At 42.8% G+C, this 18828-nt stretch carries 20 protein-coding genes, 2 pseudogenes and 1 riboswitch; of the genes and pseudogenes, 2 read left to right on the forward strand and 20 right to left on the reverse strand.

The genetic code is table 11. The features are described 5' to 3' along the window. Window positions 1-11: 11 nt before the first annotated feature. The 13 genes from accB to ACZ444_RS08705 all read right to left on the reverse strand — a co-directional run bounded on the left by accB (window position 12) and on the right by ACZ444_RS08705 (window position 8777). Window positions 12-521 (reverse strand): acetyl-CoA carboxylase biotin carboxyl carrier protein, encoded by a 510-nt coding sequence (gene accB, locus ACZ444_RS08645; RefSeq protein WP_382361123.1) that lies wholly within the window; start codon window positions 519-521, stop codon window positions 12-14. A gap of 259 nt (window positions 522-780) precedes the next feature. Beyond that, window positions 781-1380: a SpoIIIAH-like family protein gene (locus ACZ444_RS08650; protein WP_382361120.1), complete on the reverse strand. Its 600-nt coding sequence runs from the start codon at window positions 1378-1380 to the stop codon at window positions 781-783. A 15-nt stretch (window positions 1381-1395) separates the two neighbouring features. Next, complete coding sequence (gene spoIIIAG, locus ACZ444_RS08655) at window positions 1396-2025, reverse strand: stage III sporulation protein AG (protein WP_382361117.1); 630 nt, start codon at window positions 2023-2025, stop codon at window positions 1396-1398. Next, window positions 2022-2660 carry a stage III sporulation protein AF gene (gene spoIIIAF, locus ACZ444_RS08660; protein ID WP_382361114.1) on the reverse strand — a complete coding sequence of 213 codons (639 nt, stop codon included), beginning with the start codon at window positions 2658-2660 and terminating at the stop codon, window positions 2022-2024. The genes spoIIIAG and spoIIIAF overlap by 4 nt, the downstream gene beginning before the upstream one ends. A gap of 10 nt (window positions 2661-2670) precedes the next feature. After that, window positions 2671-3807 (reverse strand): stage III sporulation protein AE, encoded by a 1137-nt coding sequence (gene spoIIIAE, locus ACZ444_RS08665; RefSeq protein WP_464433830.1) that lies wholly within the window; start codon window positions 3805-3807, stop codon window positions 2671-2673. Window positions 3808-3891: 84 nt separating this feature from the next. Further along, a complete protein-coding gene (gene spoIIIAD, locus ACZ444_RS08670; RefSeq protein ID WP_382361111.1) occupies window positions 3892-4284 on the reverse strand; it encodes a stage III sporulation protein AD in 393 nt (130 codons plus the stop codon). A gap of 5 nt (window positions 4285-4289) precedes the next feature. Next, window positions 4290-4496, reverse strand: a complete 207-nt coding sequence (gene spoIIIAC, locus ACZ444_RS08675; protein WP_382361108.1) for a stage III sporulation protein AC — start codon at window positions 4494-4496, stop codon at window positions 4290-4292. Window positions 4497-4517: 21 nt separating this feature from the next. After that, window positions 4518-5027 (reverse strand): stage III sporulation protein SpoIIIAB, encoded by a 510-nt coding sequence (spoIIIAB, locus tag ACZ444_RS08680; protein ID WP_382361105.1) that lies wholly within the window; start codon window positions 5025-5027, stop codon window positions 4518-4520. After that, window positions 4972-5949 carry a stage III sporulation protein AA gene (gene spoIIIAA, locus ACZ444_RS08685; protein ID WP_382361102.1) on the reverse strand — a complete coding sequence of 326 codons (978 nt, stop codon included), beginning with the start codon at window positions 5947-5949 and terminating at the stop codon, window positions 4972-4974. Before spoIIIAA ends, spoIIIAB begins: the two co-directional genes overlap by 56 nt. A 122-nt stretch (window positions 5950-6071) precedes the next feature. After that, entirely contained in the window at window positions 6072-6638 is a 567-nt protein-coding gene (gene efp / locus ACZ444_RS08690; RefSeq protein ID WP_382361099.1) for an elongation factor P, read from the reverse strand. A gap of 19 nt (window positions 6639-6657) precedes the next feature. Then, on the reverse strand, window positions 6658-7719 hold the full coding sequence (locus tag ACZ444_RS08695; RefSeq protein ID WP_382361096.1) for a M24 family metallopeptidase: 1062 nt from the start codon (window positions 7717-7719) through the stop codon (window positions 6658-6660). 15 nt (window positions 7720-7734) lie between these two features. Continuing rightward, window positions 7735-8172, reverse strand: a complete 438-nt coding sequence (gene aroQ / locus ACZ444_RS08700; RefSeq protein ID WP_382361093.1) for a type II 3-dehydroquinate dehydratase — start codon at window positions 8170-8172, stop codon at window positions 7735-7737. Window positions 8173-8264: 92 nt separating this feature from the next. Then, window positions 8265-8777 carry a YqhR family membrane protein gene (locus ACZ444_RS08705; protein ID WP_382361090.1) on the reverse strand — a complete coding sequence of 171 codons (513 nt, stop codon included), beginning with the start codon at window positions 8775-8777 and terminating at the stop codon, window positions 8265-8267. 260 nt (window positions 8778-9037) lie between these two features. On the opposite strand from ACZ444_RS08705, the gene ACZ444_RS08710 reads away from it, so the two are divergent. Next, window positions 9038-9412, forward strand: a complete 375-nt coding sequence (locus tag ACZ444_RS08710; protein WP_382361087.1) for an SA1362 family protein — start codon at window positions 9038-9040, stop codon at window positions 9410-9412. 14 nt (window positions 9413-9426) lie between these two features. On the opposite strand, the gene ACZ444_RS08715 is transcribed toward ACZ444_RS08710, so the two are convergent. The 4 genes and pseudogenes from ACZ444_RS08715 to ACZ444_RS08730 form a co-directional block, all read right to left on the reverse strand. After that, a complete protein-coding gene (locus tag ACZ444_RS08715) occupies window positions 9427-10317 on the reverse strand; it encodes a patatin-like phospholipase family protein (RefSeq protein ID WP_382361084.1) in 891 nt (296 codons plus the stop codon). 65 nt (window positions 10318-10382) lie between these two features. Next, window positions 10383-10808: a transcriptional regulator MntR gene (gene mntR, locus ACZ444_RS08720; protein WP_382361082.1), complete on the reverse strand. Its 426-nt coding sequence runs from the start codon at window positions 10806-10808 to the stop codon at window positions 10383-10385. Window positions 10809-10951: 143 nt separating this feature from the next. Next, window positions 10952-12709 (reverse strand): annotated as a pseudogene (locus ACZ444_RS08725) (vitamin B12-dependent ribonucleotide reductase); the annotation flags it as partial. A 311-nt stretch (window positions 12710-13020) separates the two neighbouring features. Then, a pseudogene (locus tag ACZ444_RS08730) lies at window positions 13021-13821 on the reverse strand (ribonucleotide reductase N-terminal alpha domain-containing protein); the annotation flags it as partial. Between the two features lie 289 nt (window positions 13822-14110). On the opposite strand from ACZ444_RS08730, the gene ACZ444_RS08735 reads away from it, so the two are divergent. Next, the gene (locus tag ACZ444_RS08735; RefSeq protein ID WP_382361079.1) at window positions 14111-14494 is read left to right on the forward strand and encodes a rhodanese-like domain-containing protein; all 384 of its coding nucleotides are present in this window, start codon (window positions 14111-14113) and stop codon (window positions 14492-14494) included. 62 nt (window positions 14495-14556) lie between these two features. Here the strand turns inward: ACZ444_RS08735 and gcvPB are convergent, their stop codons facing one another. From gcvPB to gcvT, 3 genes are read right to left on the reverse strand one after another with little or no spacing between them, the layout of a single operon-like run. After that, the gene (gcvPB, locus tag ACZ444_RS08740; RefSeq protein ID WP_382361076.1) at window positions 14557-16017 is read right to left on the reverse strand and encodes an aminomethyl-transferring glycine dehydrogenase subunit GcvPB; all 1461 of its coding nucleotides are present in this window, start codon (window positions 16015-16017) and stop codon (window positions 14557-14559) included. Then, complete coding sequence (gcvPA, locus tag ACZ444_RS08745; RefSeq protein WP_382361073.1) at window positions 16010-17359, reverse strand: aminomethyl-transferring glycine dehydrogenase subunit GcvPA; 1350 nt, start codon at window positions 17357-17359, stop codon at window positions 16010-16012. The genes gcvPB and gcvPA overlap by 8 nt, the downstream gene beginning before the upstream one ends. Window positions 17360-17377: 18 nt before the next feature. Then, window positions 17378-18481, reverse strand: coding sequence for a glycine cleavage system aminomethyltransferase GcvT (gene gcvT, locus ACZ444_RS08750; protein ID WP_382361070.1), 1104 nt, complete (start codon window positions 18479-18481; stop codon window positions 17378-17380). 168 nt (window positions 18482-18649) lie between these two features. Next, window positions 18650-18751, reverse strand: a riboswitch (glycine riboswitch). Between the last annotated feature and the right edge of the window lie 77 nt (window positions 18752-18828).

The following is an 18828-nucleotide window of genomic DNA, read 5'->3' on the forward strand; positions in this document are numbered from 1 at the left end:
GAGACATCTCCTTACTTGGTCTTCACTCTGAACAATGGCTGCCCGTATTCAACCAGTTCACCATCATCCACAAGAATTTCGGTTATCTCACCGCTGACTTCCGCCTCGATTTCGTTGAATAGTTTCATGGCTTCAACGATACAAACAGTCGAATCATTTGCCACTTTCGTACCCTTTTTAACATAGGCATCACTTTCAGGTTCCGGTTTCGTGTAAAATGTACCAACCATTGGCGACACGATCTCATAATCAAAATCCGCTGCAGTTTGTGTCTCCGCATGAGCCTGATCGGTCTGCGAACTGCTTGTTGCTGGTGCAGCCTTAACTTCCGGCTCAGCTGCACTTACTGGTGCTTGCGATTCTGAAGTTGTACTGGCTGGGCTTACGTTTACAGCTGGCGGCATTTGTGCATTTGTCTTTTTCATCGTAACCGTTGTTCCGTCCGTTTCATAAGTGAATTCATCAATGGTTGATTGGTCAACAATTTTGACAAGTTCACGCAGTTCTTCAACTTTTAACATACAGGGCACTCCTTATTTACAGATTACTAATAGTGCGGATCGTTCCTTTTCATATTTTACGATAAATGGAATAAAAACTTCAAGTCGAGCAAGACACCATTTACGCAGATACTGCCTGAATTAATCATTCCCAGTATGAAGATTATACCAGTCATACGCTTATGATGCGACTATGGTGATGTGGTGGTGAAACAAAACAAAAACCGGAGGAAAAACCATCCGGTTCTCTTACATCGCTCTTTTAAGAATACAGAGACGTTTAATCTTCTGATGGCTGGACAACATCAACCGTTATCTCGCCGAATTCATCACGGACCATTTGCATAATATTCACAACTTCAGAATTACTTAACTGTTTGGTTTCTTTAACGCGAACATGGACCACATCATCGTCATGGCGCACAAGTACATCCTTATAGTCAGCTGCTGCGATAATGGAATTCTCTAAAATTGATTCCTTTTTCGATATCTCATTAAGCTGATTCATTTCATCCCTAGCCTTACTCTTTTCTTCAACGCTTGCCGTGCTGGAGGCTACTACGTCATCCAGCTGATCTTTCATTTCGCTCCGCTCATCCTGAATGTCCATACGGATGCTTGCGAACAACTGATCTTCACCTCTATTAGACATGTCCCCGACATCGGCTTCAGCTTCAGCATCCACTTCATCCTCATCTCCTTCATTTTTCGGTTTATCTGGAGATGATGCTTCATCGGATGATGCCTCCTCGGATGCCTTCTCATTCTGATCATTATAAGCCAGATCACCATCACTATCCGGCGACGTCATATAATAAACACTCAGGACGATCATCAAACTTAACATGGTCAAAAGCCAAACTGTCTGTTTTTTTAACATAATAATTCCCTCCTGTTATTTTGGCATGACAGATACTTTATGCGTTGCGACATCGAGAACACTGGAAATTGCGTCAACAACCCATTTCTCTACGGTGGCATGATCGACACCCTTTGCAACGATGAAAACCCCCCTTACATCTGGTTTTTCAGTCCGGACAAGCAGCGGCACTTCCTTATCACCACGGTTAATCAGCACCACTTCTGTTTCTTTTTGTGTATCTTCAATATCACGCGTTCCACCGTTTTCATCTGTTTCTTCAGTTACCTGCTGCCCGTTTATCAGATTTTTTTCAAATACTTTTACACTTGTTGAGTCGAGATTAACCATTACCTCTGTCTCTGAAACACCTTCAATTTGATTCAGCATGTGCTGCAAATCTTCCTCATAACTCTTTTCCACTTCATCCATTTCAGGTGAATCCGCTGCTTTATCCGATAGAGTTTCGTCTGCAGGCTGCTTGTCCGTCTCTTCCTGAACATCATCCATAGGCGTTTCCTGAGCTTCATCTGAAGACGAAAAGACATTGCCTATAATCAGCAGCAACAATCCAATTAAACCGATAATAAGAATATAGTTGAATTTTTTGGGCGGTTTGTCAGTTGAATCGGACGTCTGCAGCCACTTCTGTAAAAACTGTTTCAAGATGACCCCCCCTCCCCAATAATGGTGATTTTTTCTTTATCAATATCCCATACATTGTGCAGCAATTTTTTGATACCTTGTAAATCAATGGCGGCCTCATCTTTGTCACTTACACGATTTCCCTCTGAATCTATAACAATATCTTCAACAGCCTCCACCCCCTCCTCGTCCTGAGCTTTTTGTAATGTCACATCGACCTGCTCAAGGTGGTCGTTCAGATTTTCATATGTAAGATTCGTCTTCTGTGACATTTGCAGATCAATATCTGCTGCCTTTTGCTCATACTTCTGCTCCAGGGACTTGTTGGCCGTCTTTTTCAGTTGGACAGCCATCTCTTCTAAAATATATGCATGCTGGGAGTCTTGTATTTCATTTTTTTGTTTTTTAAGTAAATTTTCTGTCTCAGTTACCTGTTCCTGCTCTTCTTCAAGCTGCATGAAGGAACGCTCCAGAGTCTGTTTGACATCCATATCAAAAACATAAAACACAGGTTTTAAGAAGATGAGAATCAGAATCAGACCCACAGTCAATTTGACATATTTTTTCATTGATTTAGACGGAATCAGTAAATCAACAACCGATGCCAGCAGCAAAAATATGATGATCTGCGTGACCCATTCAATCAATACAGCCATTGCCTCACCCCTAACGCAAAAGAATGGTGATATTGCTTGCGATAACTAAAATGACAATTGATAAAAAGAACATTAAGGTGACTGCTAATAGACAGGCAAGAATTAACACAATGTATTTGCTGATAATATCGAGTGCTGTGATAACCGGACCATTTCCAACCGGCTGTAAAATGGCTGCTGCCAGCTTGTAAATCAGGGCAATTGTAAATATTTTAATAGCTGGGAATGCAGCAATTAAAATAATAATCACCACACCGACAATCCCGACAGCGTTCTTCAGCAATAATGAGGCACTTAAAATGGTATCAGCCGCATCTGTAAACGTTCGGCCAACAACAGGAATAAAGTTGCCGGTAACAAACTTAGTTGTTTTCATGGCCACACCATCCTGGACAGCACTGGTCGCACCCTGAACGGACATCACACCCATAAAAACCGTTAAGAAGATACCTAATGCACCTATCCCGACGTTTTTAAATAAATTAGCAAGTTTTGTAACTTTATAGGTGTCGCTCAAACTGCTTACGATCAATAAAAGAGCTGCTAGAAACAGTAAGGGCAGAATAAATTTGGAAACCAGAATACCGCTGGTGTTAATTAAAAAAATCACGATCGGGTGAAAAAAAGAAACGGTGATGACATTGCCCAGGGTGGCCATAATTCCCAAAACAAGCGGCAATAAAGCAATCATAAAACTGCTCATTGTCGAAATGGCGTCATTTGCATAAGAAACGGCTTGGTAAAAACTGTTCATAGCTAAATAAATGAGAACAATATAAACCACATAGTAGGCCACTTTGCTGACAGTGCTGTCTGCAAAAGCCGTTTGCATCGTTTGCAGGATAACGGAGAATAACGTCAGCACAAGCAGTGTTCCCAATAATTTTCCATTCAGAAGCAGTTCATGCCATAAATATTCAAACACCCCCCATAATACATTTTTAATCGAAAACGATCCGTTATCTTTTATGAACTCATAGATGCTCGTTTTCTCAAGTTCAGGAATATACCCGCCATAGTCATCAGCAAGTGTTTGCCAATAAGAGTCAACGCCATCAAGCGACATATCATCAAGAATCTGGTCTTCAGCCTTTTCCGGATCGGTATCCGTTTTATCCTGCGCAGCCGAAACGGTCCCATGACTCATCGTAAGTAACAGCAAGAGGAAGACAATGCCAGCAAATGGCTTACGTTGTATCACTTAGGGCATGACTCCTTTCCCGAACTGAATCTAAACCGAATTGACGAAGGTTAAAATAGCTTCAATGACCGCTTTAATAATGGGAACGGCTAATACTAATATAAAAATCTTCCCAGCAAGTTCAATTTTGGCTGCAACTGATTCAAGACCAGCATCTCTTGTAAGATTGGCGCCAATTTCAGTAATATAGGAGATTCCAATAATTTTTAAAATCGTGTCCATATACATGCCATCGACGTTCGCCTTAGATCCCAGTGACGTGATCATCTCAAAAATGATGCCAATTTGCTGCATGACAACCAAAAAAATCAAAATCGTCGTTATGAGAATTAAAATAAAAGCAAAAGAAGGATTGATTTCTTTTAAAACAACGTAAAGAAGACTGGCGATGATCCCAATCACAACGATTTGCACGATATCCATGAAGGCTACCCTTGGAAAAGAAAGACTGATTTAATCTGCTGAAAGAGATCGGAAATGCCGTCAATAACAATAACCAGTACAATGATAAAGCCGGCAAGCGTCGCAAATTGCGCAATTTCTTCTTTCCCCAGCTGCTTAAGTATTGTGTGAATGAGCGCAACAATAATCCCAATGCCGGCAATCTGAAACAGTATAGATGCATCCATCGCCATACGTGTACTCCTTTCCGTTGCCTAGATAAGCAGCAATACAATGAAAAGACCGCATAACAGACCTAGTGTTCGAGCCATTTTGCTGTATCTAAACTGTTGATCCCGGGCTTCATCAAGTTCCCGGTCCAGATGTTTAAGCGTCAGATAGATATGCTTTTGCTGCTGTTCAAAGTCGTGCTGCCCCAGCGTCCTGCCGAATTGTTTTAAAATTTCCCCTTCGCTGGAAGCAAACGCTGAACGCTTGATAAGGTCCTCGACATGCTTGTCCCAGATATCGTGCAAATCGGCATGCTGCCGCAAGGATGTTTCAATACCATCAAAAAATGAACCTGTCGGCTGTGGTATTTGAGTTGCAATGGTTGCAAATACATCCGGTAACGGTAACTGACTGTAAAGGATTTCGGCTTCAAGCATCTGCAAAGCGTTCTTCATTTGTCGAATGTCACGCGGTCTCTCATTCAGCCGTTTACTAATATCAAATCCAGCCAGTGTTGTCGTCCCTATGAAAAGAAGCGCGCCAATCCACTGCATCCGATACGCACCTCGATTTCTGCAAAAGATTCGTCTCATCCTGATTGTAGATTCGGTGGACATTACCCGGCCGTTTATGCCTGTCCAATATCACATAGCGTTCAAAAACATTCTGTCTAAACAATGGCTGTAACGACGGGCGCTTTTGCAAAGCCTCAAGTGAATTCCCATGAATGGTGCAGATAACAATAACCCCAGCATTCATAGCTTCCATTAAGGCCTGAACATCCGAGTCACGTCCGATCTCGTCCACAATAAGGACATCAGGAGACATCGAACGAATCATCATCATCATTCCTTCATCTTTCGGACAGGCATCCATTAAATCAGTTCGGGCACCTATATCATGCTGCGGAATCCCTTTTTTGGCACCTCCTATTTCCGACCTTTCATCGACAACGCCTACTTTATGGGCACCTGCTCCTTCCCAGCCTGTTCCAATCAAACGCGCCACATCACGAATTAACGTGGTTTTGCCTGTTTGTGGCGGTCCGATCAAAAGCGTGTTCAAGTAGTTCTCCTTATAGAGATAGGGGATGAGCGGCTGACCTGCACCCATTATTTGCTTGGCTATCCGAATATTAAAGAATGCTATGTGCTGGATTGCCTTAACATGCCCATGCAATGTATTGACTTTGCCGGATAACCCAACACGATGACCGCCTTCGATCGTGACATAGCCTTCGCGCAATTCATCTTCCATACGGTATAAAGAAAATTCACTCAGTTGGTTCAGCAAATAAATACTGTCTCTGCGATCAGGCTTAATATCAGACAGCCATTCGGTATGATCGTCAAAAATAAGTTCAACTGGTTGAGCAAGACGAAAGCGGATTTCCTGCATGCTGCCCCACCGATGTTGAAGTTTAGCCTTCATAGGAATACGAATTCTTTCGGGAAATAAACGCAAAATTTCGTCCATAACATGTCCTCACTTTTCGATAGCTTGTTATCAACTATATGTTTACAAGGCAAAATTATGACTTGCATAAACAATAAAAAAGCGATCCTGATAGACAGGACCGCTTTTAACGACTATTATTTTCATTTCTCATTAGCTCTTGATACATACTTACCTTCAGACGTATTAACCAGCAGTGTCTCGCCCTGATTAATAAAGAGGGGGACCTGGATAACGTAACCAGTTTCGAGCGTTGCCGGTTTCGAACCGCCGCTGGCTGTATCCCCCTTTAGTCCAGGTTCTGTTTCGGATACTGTTAATGCCACGTTTTTCGGAAGCTGAACACCGATCACATCTCCCTGGTACATGATGATCGACACTTCCATATTCTCTTTCATAAAGTTCAGTTCATGTTCGATTTGACTCGTTTGCAGATCCACTTGTTCGAATGTGTCAGTATCCATAAAGGCGTGTGTATCACCCGATGCATATAGATATTGCATTTTTCGGCTTTCTACGTGTGCCTGATTGACTTTTTCGCCAGCACGGAACGTTTTTTCCTGGATATTGCCAGTTCGCACATTTTTTAACTTGGACCGGACAAATGCAGCACCTTTTCCAGGCTTAACGTGCTGGAAATCAACAACCTGCCAGGCCTCACCATCAAGTTCAATGGTTAAGCCTGTTTTAAAATCATTAACTGAAACCATGTTACACACCTCCCTTAACCTATAACTGGACTAATTCTTTTTCAGCATTGGTCAGACGTTCATGACCGGTTTCTGTTATAACGATATCATCCTCAATACGGCAGCCACCCGTATTTGGAATGTAGATGCCAGGTTCTACGGTTACGACCATACCAGGTTCCAGTTTCATATCGGACCGGCTGGACAAGCTTGGACTTTCATGAACATCCATGCCGACGCCGTGCCCGGTTGAATGGCCAAAGTAATCGCCATAACCCTGTTCGTTTATATAGTCACGTGCTATGGCATCAGCTTCTTTTCCGGTTATCCCTGGCTTCAGACCTTTGACACCACGCTTTTGTGCCTCAAGCACCGTATTATAGATCTGCTTGAGCTCTGAACTAATTTCACCAACAGCAACCGTTCGGGTTGTATCTGAACAATAGCCGTTCAGAAGGGCACCATAATCCATCGTCACAAGTTCGCCGTTTTGAATCGTTTTATCTGATGCCACCCCATGCGGCAGCGCAGCACGATAGCCCGAAGCTACGATAATATCAAAACTGGATGATGTCGCCCCTTGCTGCCGCATAAAAAATTCAAGCTCATTGGAAATATCAATTTCTTTAACGCCTGGTTTTATATAGTCCTGAATATGCACAAACGCATCATCAGCTATCTTTGCGGCCTGTTTTAAGATGGTCAATTCATCATCTGATTTAATCCGGCGCAAATCCTCAACCAGTCCGCTCACAGGAACCAGTTCAGCCGTGAATATTTTCTTATACTGTTCATATTCCGAATAGGATGCATGATCCTTTTCAAACCCAACCCGTCCGACGTTCATTTGCTTCAATTGGTCATTAATTTCTTCATTCATCGACTGGGTATGTTTAACAACAGTGAAATGCGCTATTTGTTCCTTTGCCTGATCTATGTAACGGAAATCCGTAATAAACCGCGCATCGTTCTGACTGACGACAGCCGCACCTGATGTGCCCGTAAAACCGCTTATATATCTTCTATTGGCGGGGCTTGCAATCACAATTGCATCAAGCTGATTTTCTTCTAGTTTTTGACGAAGTCTGTTTAGCTTGCTCATCATTATCATTCCTTTCTATTCATTTTCCAGAAGAGCCCATGCTGCCAGACGATAACTATCCTTGCCAAAGCCAACAATCTGGCCGTAGCAGACGGCAGCAAGCATTGACTGGTGACGGAAGGCCTCCCGCTGATGCACATTCGTTATATGGACTTCAATAACCGGGATATCAATAGCTGCAATCGCATCACGCAGAGCGATACTCGTATGGGTGTAGGCACCTGGATTAAAAATAACGCCATCAAAGGCTGATGCATTGGCCTTATGCAGAGAATCAATTAATTCCCCTTCATGATTTGACTGAAAACAGTCCAATTCTCCTTCGTATTGCTGTACCAATTCTGTTAATTCCTTTTCAATGGACGCCAGTGTAACCTCTCCATAAATAGCTTTTTCCCGGCTACCCAGTAAATTAATATTAGGCCCGTTCAACAGTAAAAACCGTTGTTTCATTTAACACGCCTGCCTTCATCAAAATCAGATCAACATATTCAGTTTATCACAAATTCAGGTTTTTGAATAATACAACTCATAATGATAAGCCGTCACTCTGTTTGTTCTGTTTTGCTTTTTACAAAGGTATCATGATAATCATAAGATATGGAAAATCCAATAAACACTCCATATAAAATATACAGACAAATCGTTGAAACGATAGTGTCGGCGCTCAAATCCGTAACATAAGGTATGTTTGGAAAAATGGGTTTCAGAATATAAAATACGATAAACCACAGCACCACACCACAGAAAACGCCGATCCAAACCGAATTAATGGTTTTAAACGTGCCAAAATAGATTAATGCCACTAAAATGGAAATAATGCTAATCATTAAAATTGATATAACAGTGCCCAGCCAGCTGTCAACCCAGCCTGCTGCAGTCCATGAGCTCAGCAGATAATGCTTTGGAGCTATTTCTGAGAAGTTAAAATAGTATAAAATGACCCACATAACCCCACCGATTAAACCGCCGGCAAATCCTGTCTGCAGTGATCGGGTTAACACATTTGAACGGGACTCACGCTCAGTCTGATCAGACTTTTTTACCTGTCTTGGCATAACAACACCTCCAGTGATAGTGTTGCCCAAACGCGCGCGATTTCAATCACGCTAATTCCGTGCTTTTCGAGATTAGCCTATATGTGGTTTTTTACGCTTATTTTTAGTAAAATGCGTATAGAGAGAATTATGATTTAATAATGCATAATTTATACAAGAACGGAAACAATTAAAATAGCATTCGTTTTTTAATGCCGCATATGTTAAGTTCACTGTTTAAGTTTTTAGTATAATAAGACTAAAAAAAGGAGGACATCTCAGTGGCTAATCATAAAGGCTCCCTGGTTGTGTATGTGATAATTGGTCTAGCCGTTATCGGTGTTATTACCCAGCTTTTCAGCAACGCAGCCAGTTTTTTCACAACAGTCCTTACAATGGTTGGATTTGGGGTTGTTGTTTCCGGCCTGCTCTACTTCTTACTTTTCCGGAAAAAACAATCGTCCAACGATGCTAAAAAGTATAAACAAGCTGTGAAGCAATCAAAAGCCAAATATAGTCAGCAGCAGCAAACACCGCCAGCCACTTCCAAAGATTCACAGCGATTTGGCATAAAGAGGAAACCAACTAAACAAAAGTCACATTTACGTGTCATAGATGGCAGCAAATCAAAACGAAAAAATCGGGCCAGCTTTTAAAACTGGTCCGATTTTTAATCAGGCCAATAGGTTAAGAATTCATCGGCCCTTTCACGTCCGACCTTAACCAAATGATCTTTTGACGCATCTGTCAGAGAAAAATCAGTCGTCGCAACGTGATTCACTGGTATAAAAAGTATATTTTTTTTGTCGGTTTCTGAGATATAACGGGCATCATGCGCATTTAACATCGTCGAAAATAATGCTTGAAACATATCCAATGCATTTTTAACATCATGAGGTTCTTGCTGTCCTGGCTCATCACTTAATTTCATGCCTAAAATCGGTCGCTTATCCCGCCGCAGTTCATCCTGAAAAACCCATAACGGAAAATTGCTTAAAAGGCCGCCATCAACGATCAGACTTTTATTGTGCGTTTTCCCTGTTATTTTACTGGGTATAAAAAAATAAGGAAAACCCGCACTCATGCGCACTGCCTTTGAAATCGGAAAATTGGCTGGATTAATTCCATAAATGCGTTGCAGATCATCCGGAATAACAACAAGCTTTCCAATCGAAATATCGCTCGCCACTACTTTTAAATAGCCGGGTTTTAAATCGCCAAACGTGTAAACATTTTTTCTTGCAAGCAGCTGATAAATCCAATTTTCCAATTTTTCCCCTTTATTCAGACCAAGATGAAAGTAAAGATTCAGCCATTTCGAGAAGGGGATTAACGTCGTCCATTTAGGGGGATCTAACAGCTTGGCTGCATCCATTTCGCGAAGCCTGTCATCCATCTCCTGAATCTGGTAACCAGCTGCAATAAAGGCAGCTACAATGGCTCCAGCAGATGAACCAGCGACGCGTTCAAATGAATAATCATTCGCCGTTATTCGTTCCAATGCACCTAAGAAGGCATAGGCTTTAACTCCGCCGCCTGAAAAAACGCCATCAATTCTCATTTGTCTCTCTCCCGATTGGTCTTTATATAGTATATACTAAAAAACCGAACGGGGTGATTAAAACATTAATATGATGCATCATTTGTTTCAATATTTTTCAAGAGTTCCGTAACACGCTGATCGTCAGTCTCTAAATACTGCACCAGGTTCCCGATCCTGTCAAGGGAGTTCCAGCTGAGATGATGTTCAATTCCTTCCACATCATCATAAATTTTATCTTTATCAACACCAATAATTTCCAGAAATTCTTCCAGTAATTCATGGCGGTAAACCAATCGTTCCCCGAGTTTTTCACCTTTGGACGTTAAAACAAACCCTCTATATTTTTCATAATTCAAATAGCCATCCTTATCCAATTTTTGCACCATTTTTGTAACCGATGATGGATGCACCAGCAACGCTTCTGCTATATCAGATACCCGAGCATAGCCTTTTGTTTCCATTAAGTTATGAATTTGTTCAATATAATCTTCCATGCTCACTGTAGGCATCGAATCACTCACTTCTTTTCATAAATTTTTATCAGAGGCAACACTTTTTCTCTATTAATCAGGATACAGGATATGACTATGTATGGCAAGCCTGTTACTATGAAAATAGGAACCAGCTAAGAACTGGTCCCTTTTCATTGATCTTATAATCCGCATTTTAACTGGGCACCACAGCTTGTACATGTGTTGCAGCCGCCAATATCCTTAATACTTCCTTTTCGGCATATCGGACAAGTGTCACCGATATCCGATCCAATTGAAACATTCGTTTTGTCCAACTCTTCAATTGTATCCATCAGAACGACCTTCGATTTTTCTTCGTCAAAGAGTTCAGTTTGTTCACCTGAAGAGCTTTCTTCACCTTTCAGAGTCAGCACTTGTGTGTCACGACTGCCATCCACATAAACCGTTCCGCCTTTAGCACCGCCTTTATAAAGCCGGTGATAGACGCCTTCTACCTGATCAACGGTATAACCTCTTGGAGCATTAACGGTCTTGGAAATTGAACTGTCCACCCATTTCTGGATAACACACTGTGTATCCGCGTGTTCTTCCGGCGTCAAATCCATAGCTGATATAAACCATTGGGGCAGATGATCCGGATCCTGGTCAGGATGCTGGTCAAGATATTCCTGCACAATATCAGCATTAACCTCAATGAATTTTCCAAGACGTCCGCTTCGATAATAAGAAAAGGAAAAATAAGGCTCCAGTCCGGTGCTGACACCAGCCATTGTTCCAGTTGATCCTGTTGGCGCAACGGTTAACAAATGGGAATTACGGATCCCATATTCAAGAATGCCATTTCTAATATCAGCAGGCATGTCTTGCATATAGCCTGTATTAATAAAAGCTTTGCGCAAACGGTTTGTTTCTTCGTCCGTTTCACCTGTCAAAAATGGAAAACTTCCTTTTTCTTTGGCCAGTTCAATTGATTCGCGATAAGCTGTTTTCGCAATGGTTGCAAAAATGGCATCTATCAGCTGGTTACCCTCTTCAGAGCCATATTTTGTCTCACAATAAATCAATAAATCATGCAGTCCCATCACACCAAGTCCAACCCGGCGTTCGCCAAGTGCCTGTTTTTTATTTTCCTTAAGAAAATACGGTGTTGCATCAATCACATTATCCTGCATACGCACGCCTGTTTTGACTGTTTGCTCAAGTCTTCTATAATCAACTGTTTTCGCCTCTTTATCAACCATCTGGGCTAAGTTAACAGCTGCAAGGTTACAGACTGAGTAAGGTGCGAGTGGCTGTTCACCACACGGATTTGTTGCAACTACCTGATCACCATAGGCTGCTGCATTAGTCTTGTCGTTCGCATTATCGATAAAGAAAATGCCTGGCTCGGCGGCGTAAGTGGCGCAAATATTAATTAAATTCCACAGATCTCTTGCGTTTATACGGCGATAAACACGAACGCCATAGCCCATTTCCTTCCATTTACGAACATCACCAACCTCATGCCATTGTTCATTGTAAGCTTTCATTTCGTCACTTGTATAATTCTCGACATCGGGAAAACACAGTTCATAAACATCATCATTTTCAACAGCTTCCATGAAGTCCTGCGTGATACTCACCGAAATATTGGCGCCGGATAAAAACTCCGGGTTATGAACACTATACGTGCCGCCATTAGCCAGTTTTTGTTCCGCTTCACGCATGGCTTCCTGACTGAATCCACCCTGTCCCGGCATTGATCGGCAGTTAAGAATACCCTGATAAATATCAGCTTCTGTTTGTGTAAGCGGAGTGAACTGCAATTTTTCCGCGGCGCGATTTCGAATCTGTTCGTCTTCAGTATTTTCCAGTAAATATCTTAAAATGCGCGGATTCTGCATCTTGGAAATGATGAACTCAATAATATCGGGATGAGAATCAGCTAGCATAATCATTTGAGCCATTTTGTTGCGTCGATTCGCTGCATCAACTCTCCAGGTCACCCTGAAGTTCAGACCATATCTTACACATATAGTAATGTGTCCTCGCGCTTCGAAATCGCTTGATTTCTACTCTACTCGCTTACGTTAATACGTGCTTTCGATGGCCGTTGAACCTTCTTCCACTGGAAGCTTGGCTGCTGGTTGTCTTTGTCCGCTTGTTTGTTTTTTCGCTGTCACGCTTACCGTTTCCAGTTACGTTGTAGCCAACAAGCCATAAAAGAGTTTCCAGCAATTCACGAGGTTTAATTAGAGACGAGGCAACTCATTTTACCACGTCTGGATCCACCCTGTTCGACAAGATGAGTCAGCTTAGCGATATCATCGAGCCATGAGACCGATCCGGAAGATTTGCCATTGACTCCCCGGGCGAGTGTATTCCGTGGACGAAGTGTCGAACCGTTTGTCCCGACACCGCCGCCGCGTGACATGATTTCCATCACCTGTTTACGGTGTTCCGAAATACCCTCCCTTGAATCCTGAATATAGGGCATCACATAGCAATTGAAATACGTGACATCCGTATCTGCTCCAGCCCCATAAAGAACACGTCCTGCTGGAATGAAATTCATGCTGGTCAGTTCCTGTTTAAACTGTTCAAACCATTCCTGCTGTTTAGCCTGTGTTGTTTCCACGTTCGAAAGACCTGTCGCATTGCGCATAGCAATCTGTTCATAATAAACTTCCAAAGGCTTATCAATCACTTCGAGTGACCGTCTGACAATACCTGTGGCAGCTTCCTCTTCATCATCAAGCACAGAAACAAATTCTGAACCTATCTGGACCATAGCTGTTTGGTTGTCCCAGTTAACCGAATGAATAAATCCTAACCCCCGTGCCGGAAATTCAGGGTCGGATTTAACAGTTAATACGACAAAATCCCCTTCTTTAAGCGTCAGCTTTGCCGTATCTTTGAAAGCATACCGGTCAAGCATAACAAGCCGTGAAACACCTTTGTGTGTGAGCTTCATATCGCGGGTAATCGCATATACCTGCGGAAAACGTTTGATATCTTCATTCAGCATTCCCGTATCAATTTCGGCCCGGCTGTCGGCAGCTGTCGGCATAATGGATTTCACTCCTTCTTACTGTTATACTATAAATAAAGCATATCATCGAAACAATATCTAGTAAAGAAGATGTTTGAATGCTACGATATATGGTTTCTAAAAGCAAAAATAAGGTTATTTGTCAATCATGGAGGAAATAAACAGACGTTTTAAAAAAGAAAGTCTGAGCTCAAAAATTCTGTTAATCGAACCTGGACAGCCTTTTACAATAACAATACTTTGAAAAAAATAAGCATCCGCCATATAATAGCCAGGAGAGACTTTATGTAACAGGGGGATTCTTGGAATGGTGTTTTTAATCATACTCCTTGTAGCCATTTTTGCCTTTGGCTTGTTCCAATTTTTCAGACGGAAAACGTTTCTGAAAGTATTATCCGAACAACAATTCAAAGAAGGGTATCGAGTAGCACAGCTGATTGACGTTCGTGAACCAAACGAATTTGACAAAGGCCACATTCTTGGCGCCAGAAATATACCACTGACACAAATGAAACAACGGCTTATCGAAGTTCGAAAAGATAAACCAGTCTATGTATACTGCCAGGGAAGTTCGCGATCAGCAAGGGCTGCTCAGCTGCTTCACAAAAAAGGGTATGAAGATATCAGCCAGCTAAAAGGCGGCTTTAAGAAATGGACAGGGAAAGTGAAAACGAAAACCAAATATGACTAATTCATAAAACGTGACGAGGTTCCGAGTTCCCCGTCACGTTTTTTCATGCAGCACTGGTCCTATTAAGTTTTCTGATAACGCAAAATCGGTTTCCGGGCAGCGGTTGTTTCATCCATTCGCTTAACGGCCATCTCGTGCGGTGCTTCCTGAACTAATTCCGGATCGTCTTTGACTTCCTGCGAAATTTGTAACATCGCTTCAACAAAATCATCCAATGTTTCTTTTGATTCCGTTTCTGTTGGCTCTGTCATCATCGCTTCTTCGACGTTAAGCGGGAAATAGATGGTTGGCGGATGATGGCCGTAATCCAGCAGCCGTTTGGCAATATCCAGTGTCCGGACACCAAGCTGTTTCTGTTTTTTGCCCGATAGCACAAATTCGTGTTTGCAGTGCTGCGCATAAGGCAGTGCATATTCCGTTTCCAGCCGGCGCATCAAGTAGTTTGCATTCAGGACAGCATACTCACTGACCTTTTTCAAGCCTTCAGCGCCCATTGTACGAATGTAGGTATAAGCACGCAAATTAATGCCGAAATTGCCATAATAAGGTTTTATCCGGCCGATTGACTTCGGACGGTCGTGGTCAAACGTATAATAATCATCCGTTTTAATAAGAACCGGTTTTGGTAAATAAGGTTCGAACTCACTGGTTACGCCCACAGGTCCTGAACCGGGGCCGCCGCCGCCATGCGGTCCTGTGAATGTTTTGTGCAGATTCAGATGAACCACATCAAAACCCATATCCGCGGGTCTCGCATAGCCCATAATGGCATTTAGGTTTGCTCCGTCATAATAAAGTTTACCGCCAGCCTTATGGATAATATCTGCCATTTCCATAATGTCTGTTTCAAATAAGCCGAGCGTATTGGGATTGGTCAGCATAAATGCTGCTGTTTCGTCGTTAACCACTCGTTTTAAATCCTCAATATCTACCAGACCCTGTTCATTGGTTTTAACCGTAACAGCATCAAATCCAGCCACTGACACTGATGCAGGATTCGTACCATGTGCGGAGTCCGGAACGATCACTTTCGTACGCTTATAATCACCATTAGCTTCGTGGAATGCCCGGATCATCATCAGTCCGGTGAATTCACCTTGGGCACCAGCAGCTGACTGCAGTGAAAAAGCATGCATTCCTGTAATCTCGGCCAGCGACATCTGGAGATCATGCATCACCTCCAGAGCTCCCTGGACTGTGGACGGATCCTGCTGCGGATGAATGCTGCTGAAGCCCGGCAGTCTCGCTGCATCCTCATTAATTTTCGGATTATATTTCATCGTGCAGGAACCAAGCGGGTAAAAACCGGAATCGATTCCATAGTTGCGTTTAGAAAGCGCCGTATAATGCCGCATAATATCCAGTTCACTTACTTCGGGCAGGTCAGGTGCTTCCTGGCGGATATAAGCATCCGGGAATTCACTGTCCAAATCCACTTCCGGTACGTCCATTTCCGGCAGACTATACCCTGTTCGGCCTTCTTTACTCCGTTCAAAGATTAATGGAAAATCTGTTTTAGCCATGAATATCCCCCACTTCGTTCACAAATGTATCGATCTCTTCTTTTGTCCGGTTCTCAGTCACAGCCACCAGCATATGCTGGTTTAATTCTGGATAATCCTTGCCTAAGTCGTAGCCGCCAATAATACCATGCTGCAGCAGCTGATTATTAATAGCTGATACGTCACCTGGCACTCGGATCACCAATTCATTGAAAAATGGTCCGGAGAAAGCAACCGTCAAACCAGCAGCATTTAACTGTTGTTTAGCATAGCGGGCTTTTTGCATATTCAGGACGGCCATTTTCCTGAGCCCCTGTTTACCAATAGCACTTAGCGCCACAGAACTGGCCAGGGCGTTCAGTGCCTGATTGGAACAAATGTTGGAGGTGGCCTTATCTCTTCTTATATGCTGTTCTCTTGCCTGCAATGTCAGGACAAAACCGCGTTCACCGTCTTCATCAGTTGTCTGACCGACCAAGCGGCCGGGCACTTTTCGTTTTAGTTTATCCGTTGTCGCGAAATAGCCACAATGCGGTCCGCCAAATTGCGGCTGAATGCCAAATACTTGGGTATCGCCGACAACAATATCGGCGCCGAAATCGCCAGGCGGCGTTAAGTAGCCCAATGACAGCGGATTGCTGGATACGATAAACATTGCCTTGTTCACTTGACGAATCATGTGATTAATTTCTTCAAGCGGTTCAATTTGTCCGAAAAAGTTAGGATACTGAAAAGCGACCGCTGCCGTTTGGTCATCAATCGCGTTCTTTAACTGCTCCAGATCGGTCATGCCATTCCTGTGATCAATTTCAACAATATCAAGGTTCTGTCCTTTTGCATACGTTTGAATCACTTCCCGGTACTCGGGGTGGACTGTTTTAGAAAGAATGATTTTCTGGCGTTTTGTCTGCCCTGCAGATAATGTTACAGCTTCGGCCAGCGCTGTGCCGCCGTCATACATAGACGAGTTTGCGACTTCCATTCCGGTCAGTTCACATATCATAGATTGGTATTCAAAAATCGCCTGTAATTCACCTTGAGAAATTTCCGGCTGATAGGGTGTATATGCTGTATAAAACTCCGAACGGCTTATGACATGATCAACAACGGATGGAATAAAATGATCATAAACACCGGCACCGAGAAATGAACTGTAATCATTTAAATTAACATTGCGCTCCGCCATTCGTGTAAGATCTTTCATTAAAGCTGTTTCATCAGCTGGCTTTTTTAAATTCAGCTCGCCAGTAAACCGGACATTTTTCGGGATATCAGAAAAAAGCTCTTCAGCAGATGACACACCTATCGCAGCCAGCATTTCCTGTTTATCCGCTTCGGTCATTGGCAAATAACGAAATTCCATGACAAATTGTCCCCCTTATTAATCCCGTTTATAAAACGGTGTTTCCACAACGACTGCTTCTAATTGTTTTTTTCTCACTTCTATAGACACCACGGTTCCCAGGTCCGTATAGGCATGATTCACCAGTGCAAGTCCGATTCGTTTATGAAGAGTGGGTGACTGGGTTCCGGTTGTTACAAACCCGATCGCTTTATCACTATCGAAAACGCGGTAACCAGTACGCGGTATACCTTTATCAATCATTTCAAGACCGACAAGTTTCCGGTCCGGACCGTTATCCTTCTGACGTTTTAATACGTCTTTTCCAATGAACGCCGCTTCTTTTTTAACTTTAACCGCAAATGGCATGCCGGCTTCAACAGGTGTTATGTCTTCAGATAGCTCCTGACCGTATAAAGGCAATTTGGCTTCAAATCTTAATGTATCTCTTGCACCGAGACCAATCGGTTCGAGCCCATCTTCCCTGCCTTCTTCAAGAATCCGGTTCCATAAATCTCTTCCTTCAGCAGCATCCAGATATATTTCAAACCCATCTTCGCCTGTATAGCCTGTCCGCGACACGATTGCACTTGCTCCAACTGCTGTAAAGTGAACAGTATCTTCAAACCGAAAAGACTTTATGGCGCTTAAATCTGTATCAGTCAGCCGTTGTAAAATACGCTCGGCCTCCGGTCCCTGCAATGCCAGCTGTACATAGTTATCGGAAGAATCTTCAATCGTGACACCCGAGTCGTTATGGGATGTTAGCCAATTAAAATCCTTCTCCCTGTTGGCTGCATTAACCACGAGCATATAGAGATCTTCTTGCAGCTTATACACGATAAAGTCATCAATCGTGCCACCGTTTGTGTTACACATAAACGTATATTGACAGCGTTTTGGCGTTAACCTGGAAACGTCATTCGTCACCATTCTTTGCAAAAAATCTTCGCTGCCCATACCCTTAACCATGATTTCGCCCATATGGGACACATCAAACAATCCTGCTTTTGTCCGTGTTGTTTCATGTTCATGTTTGATGCCTGCAAATTGTACAGGCAAGTCCCACCCGCCAAAATCGATGGTTTTCGCTCCCCACTTCTCATATTCAGGATGCAGCGGTGTGCGTTTCAACTCAGTCATGCTTCTCACCTCATTTTTGAAAATTCGCTCAATTAGGGCGTAAAAATAGAGATTTTCCTGACTGGAAAATCTCTGTTCTTCAACCAGAAAGTTGCACATGGCTGTAAACGAATTCAAACCATGCTTGCTTCGTGGGTGGTTTACTTATGTAAACGCTCTCCAGAGCTGCGTCCTACAAGAGTCTTTTTTGCCTGAGAGATTCACACTGTGTGCGTGCTTGCTCCTTCGGCGTTACGGCAAGAACCCCGTAAGCTCTCCCCTTGTATTCATTCGCATTATGATATAGATTGTTTTGGTTATACTAAGTGCACAATGTCGCAAATCTCTATTTACTTGCATTATAGCAC

Source organism: Lentibacillus kimchii, from assembly GCF_055381965.1.

Excerpts from the sequence above, each read along its gene's own strand:
- ACZ444_RS08715 (WP_382361084.1), bottom strand. The coding sequence starts at position 10,317 with ATGAGAATTGATGGCGTTTTTTCAGGCGGCGGAGTTAAAGCCTATGCC.
- gcvPB (WP_382361076.1), bottom strand. The coding sequence starts at position 16,017 with ATGGCTAAAACAGATTTTCCATTAATCTTTGAACGGAGTAAAGAAGGC.
- gcvT (WP_382361070.1), bottom strand. The coding sequence starts at position 18,481 with ATGACTGAGTTGAAACGCACACCGCTGCATCCTGAATATGAGAAGTGG.
- mntR (WP_382361082.1), bottom strand. The coding sequence starts at position 10,808 with ATGCCTACAGTGAGCATGGAAGATTATATTGAACAAATTCATAACTTA.
- ACZ444_RS08695 (WP_382361096.1), bottom strand. The coding sequence starts at position 7,719 with ATGAGCAAGCTAAACAGACTTCGTCAAAAACTAGAAGAAAATCAGCTT.
- spoIIIAB (WP_382361105.1), bottom strand. The coding sequence starts at position 5,027 with ATGCAGTGGATTGGCGCGCTTCTTTTCATAGGGACGACAACACTGGCT.
- ACZ444_RS08735 (WP_382361079.1), top strand. The coding sequence starts at position 14,111 with ATGGTGTTTTTAATCATACTCCTTGTAGCCATTTTTGCCTTTGGCTTG.
- spoIIIAA (WP_382361102.1), bottom strand. The coding sequence starts at position 5,949 with ATGGACGAAATTTTGCGTTTATTTCCCGAAAGAATTCGTATTCCTATG.
- aroQ (WP_382361093.1), bottom strand. The coding sequence starts at position 8,172 with ATGAAACAACGGTTTTTACTGTTGAACGGGCCTAATATTAATTTACTG.
- efp (WP_382361099.1), bottom strand. The coding sequence starts at position 6,638 with ATGGTTTCAGTTAATGATTTTAAAACAGGCTTAACCATTGAACTTGAT.
- gcvPA (WP_382361073.1), bottom strand. The coding sequence starts at position 17,359 with ATGGAATTTCGTTATTTGCCAATGACCGAAGCGGATAAACAGGAAATG.
- spoIIIAE (WP_464433830.1), bottom strand. The coding sequence starts at position 3,807 with ATGAGTCATGGGACCGTTTCGGCTGCGCAGGATAAAACGGATACCGAT.
- ACZ444_RS08650 (WP_382361120.1), bottom strand. The coding sequence starts at position 1,380 with ATGTTAAAAAAACAGACAGTTTGGCTTTTGACCATGTTAAGTTTGATG.
- accB (WP_382361123.1), bottom strand. The coding sequence starts at position 521 with ATGTTAAAAGTTGAAGAACTGCGTGAACTTGTCAAAATTGTTGACCAA.
- spoIIIAC (WP_382361108.1), bottom strand. The coding sequence starts at position 4,496 with ATGGCGATGGATGCATCTATACTGTTTCAGATTGCCGGCATTGGGATT.
- spoIIIAF (WP_382361114.1), bottom strand. The coding sequence starts at position 2,660 with ATGGCTGTATTGATTGAATGGGTCACGCAGATCATCATATTTTTGCTG.
- spoIIIAD (WP_382361111.1), bottom strand. The coding sequence starts at position 4,284 with ATGGATATCGTGCAAATCGTTGTGATTGGGATCATCGCCAGTCTTCTT.
- ACZ444_RS08705 (WP_382361090.1), bottom strand. The coding sequence starts at position 8,777 with ATGCCAAGACAGGTAAAAAAGTCTGATCAGACTGAGCGTGAGTCCCGT.